Source organism: Pseudomonas sp., assembly GCF_050739995.1.
In the GTDB taxonomy this organism is placed as follows: Bacteria; Pseudomonadota; Gammaproteobacteria; order Pseudomonadales; family Pseudomonadaceae; genus Aquipseudomonas.
The window spans coordinates 1-5,214 of record NZ_JBOICG010000632.1 but is presented as its reverse complement, the minus strand read 5'-3'; the positions used below and the strand labels follow the sequence as shown (position 1 = coordinate 5,214).

The 5,214-nt window shown below is 58.9% G+C and carries 4 protein-coding genes; all 4 read left to right on the top strand.

Going from position 1 to position 5,214, the window contains the following annotated elements; genetic code table 11:
• On the top strand, positions 1 to 827 hold an 827-nt coding region (locus tag ACRESD_RS21315), incomplete at its 5' end, for an FAD-binding protein (RefSeq protein WP_431752713.1).
• Positions 828 to 838: 11 nt separating this feature from the next.
• Positions 839 to 1,543: a succinate dehydrogenase iron-sulfur subunit gene (locus ACRESD_RS21310; RefSeq protein WP_003172807.1), complete on the top strand. Its 705-nt coding sequence runs from the start codon at positions 839 to 841 to the stop codon at positions 1,541 to 1,543.
• A gap of 261 nt (positions 1,544 to 1,804) precedes the next feature.
• Complete coding sequence (locus ACRESD_RS21305) at positions 1,805 to 4,636, top strand: 2-oxoglutarate dehydrogenase E1 component (RefSeq protein ID WP_431752712.1); 2,832 nt, start codon at positions 1,805 to 1,807, stop codon at positions 4,634 to 4,636.
• A gap of 44 nt (positions 4,637 to 4,680) precedes the next feature.
• The coding region (locus ACRESD_RS21300) for a biotin/lipoyl-containing protein (protein ID WP_431752711.1) at positions 4,681 to 5,214 on the top strand (534 nt) is incomplete at its 3' end.

The following is a 5,214-nucleotide window of genomic DNA, read 5'->3' as shown; positions in this document are numbered from 1 at the left end:
AGCTCGATCACCTCGGTGAAGAAGTGCTGCACAGCCGTCTGCCAGGCATCATGGAGCTGTCCAAGACCTTTGCCCACGTTGACCCGGCTGTTGCGCCGATCCCGGTTGTTCCAACTTGCCACTATATGATGGGCGGCGTTGCCACCAACATTCATGGCCAGGCGATCACCCAGGACGCCGACGGCGTTGACCAGATCATCCCTGGTCTGTTCGCGGTAGGTGAAGTGGCTTGCGTATCGGTTCACGGTGCCAACCGTCTGGGCGGCAACTCGCTGCTCGACCTGGTGGTATTCGGCCGTGCTGCCGGCTTGCACCTGGAAAAGGCGCTGACCGACGGTATCCATTACGACGACGCCACCGAAGCCAACATCAATGCCGCCATGGCGCGCCTGAACGCCCTGAACGAGCGTACCGATGGCGAAGACGTGGCTACTCTGCGTCGCGAGCTGCAAAGCTGCATGCAGAACTACTTCGGTGTATTCCGTACCGGCGAATACATGCAGAAGGGTATTGCCCAGTTGGCCGATCTGCGCAAGCGCATCGCCAACGTCAAGATCAACGATAAGAGCCAAGCGTTCAACACTGCTCGTATCGAAGCCCTTGAGCTGCAAAACCTGCTGGAAGTGGCCGAAGCAACTGCAATCGCTGCCGAGGTTCGTAAAGAATCCCGTGGTGCCCACGCCCGTGAAGACTTTGAAGATCGCGACGACGAAAACTGGTTGTGCCACACCCTGTACTTCCCGGGTGACAAGCGCGTAACCAAGCGTGCCGTGAACTTCTCGCCGAAGACGGTTCCGACGTTTGAACCGAAGATTCGGACTTACTAAGGGTGGCTGCCATGTTGAAAGTCAGTGTTTATCGCTACAACCCTGATCAGGACGCCGCGCCGTTCATGCAGGAATTCCAGGTCGATACCGGTGGTAAAGACCTGATGGTGCTGGATGTATTGGCACTGATCAAAGAGCAGGACGAGGGTTTCTCCTATCGTCGCTCTTGCCGTGAGGGCGTTTGTGGCTCCGACGGTATGAACATCAACGGCAAGAACGGCCTGGCATGCATCACGCCGCTGTCCGCCGTGGTGAAAGGCAATAAGCTGATCGTTCGTCCTCTGCCAGGTTTGCCGGTTATCCGTGACCTGGTTGTTGATATGAGCATCTTCTACAAGCAATACGAGAAAGTTAAGCCGTTCCTGCAGAACGACACGCCGGCTCCGGCCATCGAGCGTCTGCAGTCCCCGGAAGAGCGTGAAAAGCTCGACGGTCTGTACGAGTGCATCCTGTGCGCTTGCTGCTCGACTTCGTGCCCATCCTTCTGGTGGAACCCGGACAAGTTCCTGGGTCCAGCCGCTCTGCTGCAAGCGTACCGCTTCCTGGCAGACAGCCGTGACACCAAGACGTCCGAGCGTCTGGCTTCACTGGATGACCCGTTCAGCGTATTCCGCTGCCGCGGGATCATGAACTGCGTCAACGTATGTCCCAAAGGCCTGAACCCGACTAAGGCCATTGGTCACATCCGTAACATGCTGCTGCAAAGCGGCGTGTAAGCGACGTTGTAGCAAAGCAGGACCGTTGTGCCCGTAGATGCTACGGCGCAGGCTTCAACCGGCGCCGTAGTTTTAACCTGAGCAGCGACTTACAAGGTCGCGGCTCTTATTTTGAAGAAATGAGACAAGCAGGGGCATCCGGGTTGGTACCCGGACTATCAGCGTGATCCTAAGTGGCTTGTTTTGGTCGCTGCACTCGGCCTTTTGCAAGCAGACTCGGTGTCTTCGCCGGTGGTGTCCCCTAACCGAGGGTGACCAAGCATGCAAGAAAGCGTGATGCAGCGCATGTGGAACAGCGGCTATCTTTCAGGTGGTAACGCTGCCTATGTGGAAGAGCTTTATGAGCTCTACCTGCACGACCCTAACGCTGTGCCAGAAGAATGGCGCACCAAATTTCAGACGTTGTCTTCAGACGGCAACGCTGCCACCGATGTATCGCACGCAACAATTCGCGATCAGTTCGTGCTGCTGGCAAAGAACCAGCGCCGCGCCCAACCGGTTTCCGCCGGGAGCGTGAGCAGTGAGCATGAGAAGAAGCAAGTTGAAGTACTGCGACTGATCCAGGCCTACCGGATGCGTGGCCACCAGGCGGCCCAGCTTGACCCGCTGGGGCTCTGGAAGCGTCCTGCACCTGCAGACCTGTCGATCAATCATTACGGCTTGACCAATGCCGATCTTGATACGACCTTCCGTGCCGGCGACCTGTTCATCGGCAAAGAGGAAGCGAGCCTACGCGAAATTCACGAAGCGTTGCAGCAGACATATTGCCGCACCATCGGCGCTGAGTTCACGCATATCACCGATTCCGAGCAACGTCACTGGTTCCAGCATCGCCTGGAAGGTGTGCGTGGTCGCCCGGTGCTGTCCGCCGACGTGCGCAGCCACCTGCTTGAGCGCGTGACCGCTGCTGAAGGCCTGGAAAAATACCTGGGTACCAAATACCCGGGCACCAAGCGTTTCGGCCTGGAAGGCGGCGAAAGCCTGATCCCGATGCTCGACGAGCTGATCCAGCGTTCCGGTTCCTACGGCACCAAGGAAATCGTGATCGGCATGGCCCACCGTGGTCGCCTGAACGTGTTGGTCAACACCTTCGGCAAGAACCCGCGTGAGCTGTTCGACGAGTTCGAAGGCAAGAAGAAGGTCGAGCTGGGTTCCGGTGACGTTAAATACCACCAGGGCTTCTCGTCCAACGTGATGACTACCGGCGGTGAAGTTCACCTGGCCATGGCCTTCAACCCATCCCACCTGGAAATCGTTTCTCCAGTGGTCGAGGGTTCGGTCCGTGCACGCCAGGATCGTCGCAACGACTCCACCGGTGAGAAGGTCCTGCCGATTTCCATCCACGGTGACGCGGCATTCGCCGGTCAGGGCGTGGTCCTGGAAACGTTCCAGATGTCGCAGACTCGCGGCTTCAAGACCGGTGGTACCGTTCACATCGTCATCAACAACCAGGTGGGCTTCACCATCAGCAACCCGTTGGACGCGCGTTCCACCGAGTACGCCACCGACGTTGCCAAGATGATCCAGGCGCCGATCCTCCATGTGAATGGTGATGATCCGGAAGCCGTGCTGTTCGTGACGCAACTGGCTGTCGACTATCGCATGCAGTTCAAGCGTGACGTGGTCATCGACCTGGTTTGCTACCGCCGTCGCGGTCACAACGAAGCTGACGAACCAAGCGGCACCCAGCCGTTGATGTACCAGCAGATCACCAAGCAGCGCACCACTCGTGAGCTGTACGCCGAAAGCCTGATCAAGGCCGGCGTGGTTGACGATGCGCGTGTTCAGGCGAAAGTCGATGAATACCGCAACGCGCTGGACAACGGTCTGCACGTAGTGAAAAGCCTGGTCAAAGAGCCGAACAAAGAGCTGTTCGTGGACTGGCGCCCATACCTGGGCCATGGCTGGACTGCACGTCACGATACGTCTTTCGATTTGAAGACCTTGCAGGAATTGTCCGCCAAGTTGCTGGAAATTCCGGAAGGCTTCGTGGTTCAGCGCCAGGTGGCGAAGATCTACGAAGACCGTCAGAAGATGCAAGCCGGCGGCCTGCCGATCAACTGGGGTTACGCCGAAACCATGGCGTACGCGACCCTGGCGTTCGAAGGTCACCCGATCCGTATGACTGGCCAGGACATCGGCCGTGGTACGTTCTCGCACCGTCACGCGGTACTGCACAACCAGAAAGACGCGACCACCTACGTACCTCTGCAACACCTGTACGAAGGCCAGCCTCGTTTCGACCTGTACGATTCGTTCCTCTCCGAGGAAGCCGTACTGGCGTTCGAATACGGTTACTCGACCACCACGCCGAACGCGCTGGTGATCTGGGAAGCCCAGTTCGGTGACTTCGCCAACGGTGCCCAGGTGGTTATCGACCAGTTCATCACCAGCGGCGAGCACAAGTGGGGTCGCCTGTGCGGTCTGACCATGTTGCTGCCACACGGTTATGAAGGTCAGGGTCCTGAGCACTCCTCGGCCCGTCTGGAGCGTTACCTGCAGCTGTGCGCCGAGCACAACATCCAGGTGTGCGTGCCGACTACCCCGGCCCAGATCTACCACTTGCTGCGCCGCCAGGTTATCCGCCCGCTGCGCAAGCCGCTGATAGTGCTGACCCCGAAATCGCTGTTGCGTCATAAATTGGCCATCTCGACCCTGGAAGATCTGGCCGATGGTTCGTTCCAGACCGTAATTCCAGAAATCGACACCCTGGACGCAGCCAAGGTCACTCGCCTGATCCTGTGCAGCGGCAAGGTTTACTACGACTTGCTGGAAAAACGCCGTGCCGAAGGCCGCGAAGACATCGCCATCGTGCGTATCGAGCAGCTTTACCCGTTCCCGGAAGACGACCTGATGGAGGCCATCGCGCCTTACACCAACCTCACCAATGTGGTGTGGTGCCAGGAAGAGCCGATGAACCAGGGCGCGTGGTACAGCAGCCAGCATCACCTGCGTCGCAGCATCGGTAACCACAACAAGGCCCTGGGCCTGGAATACGCCGGTCGCGATGCTTCTGCTGCACCTGCGTGTGGTTATGCGTCGATGCACGCCGAGCAGCAGGAAAAACTGCTGCAAGATGCTTTCACTGTTTAACGCCTTCGCGCTGACTGAAACCGAATTTTAAGGACCCACAGATAATGGCTATCGAAATCAAAGCCCCGTCATTCCCGGAATCGGTTGCCGATGGCACCGTTGCCACCTGGCACAAGAAACCAGGCGACGCTGTAAAGCGTGACGACCTGATCGTCGACATCGAGACCGACAAAGTCGTTCTGGAAGTGTTGGCTGAAGCTGACGGCGTGCTGGGCGCGATCGTTGCCGAAGAGGGCGCTACCGTCCTGTCGAACCAGGTCCTGGGCTCGATCGAAGAGGGCAGTGCTGCTGCCGCTGCTCCTGCCGCCGCTGCTGCACCGGCTGCCTCCGCTCCAGCTGCCGCTCCGGCCGCTGGCGCTGAAGACCCGATCGCTGCACCGGCTGCGCGTCAGCTGGCTGAAGAAAACGGTATCAACCTGGCTTCCGTCAAAGGCACCGGCAAAGACGGCCGTGTGACCAAGGAAGACGTGGTTGCTGCTGTTGAAGCCAAGAAGAACGCTCCGGCTGCCGCACCCGCCAAGGCTGCTGCTCCTGCCGCCGCCGCTCCTGTGTTCGCTGCCGGCGACCGCACCGAGAAG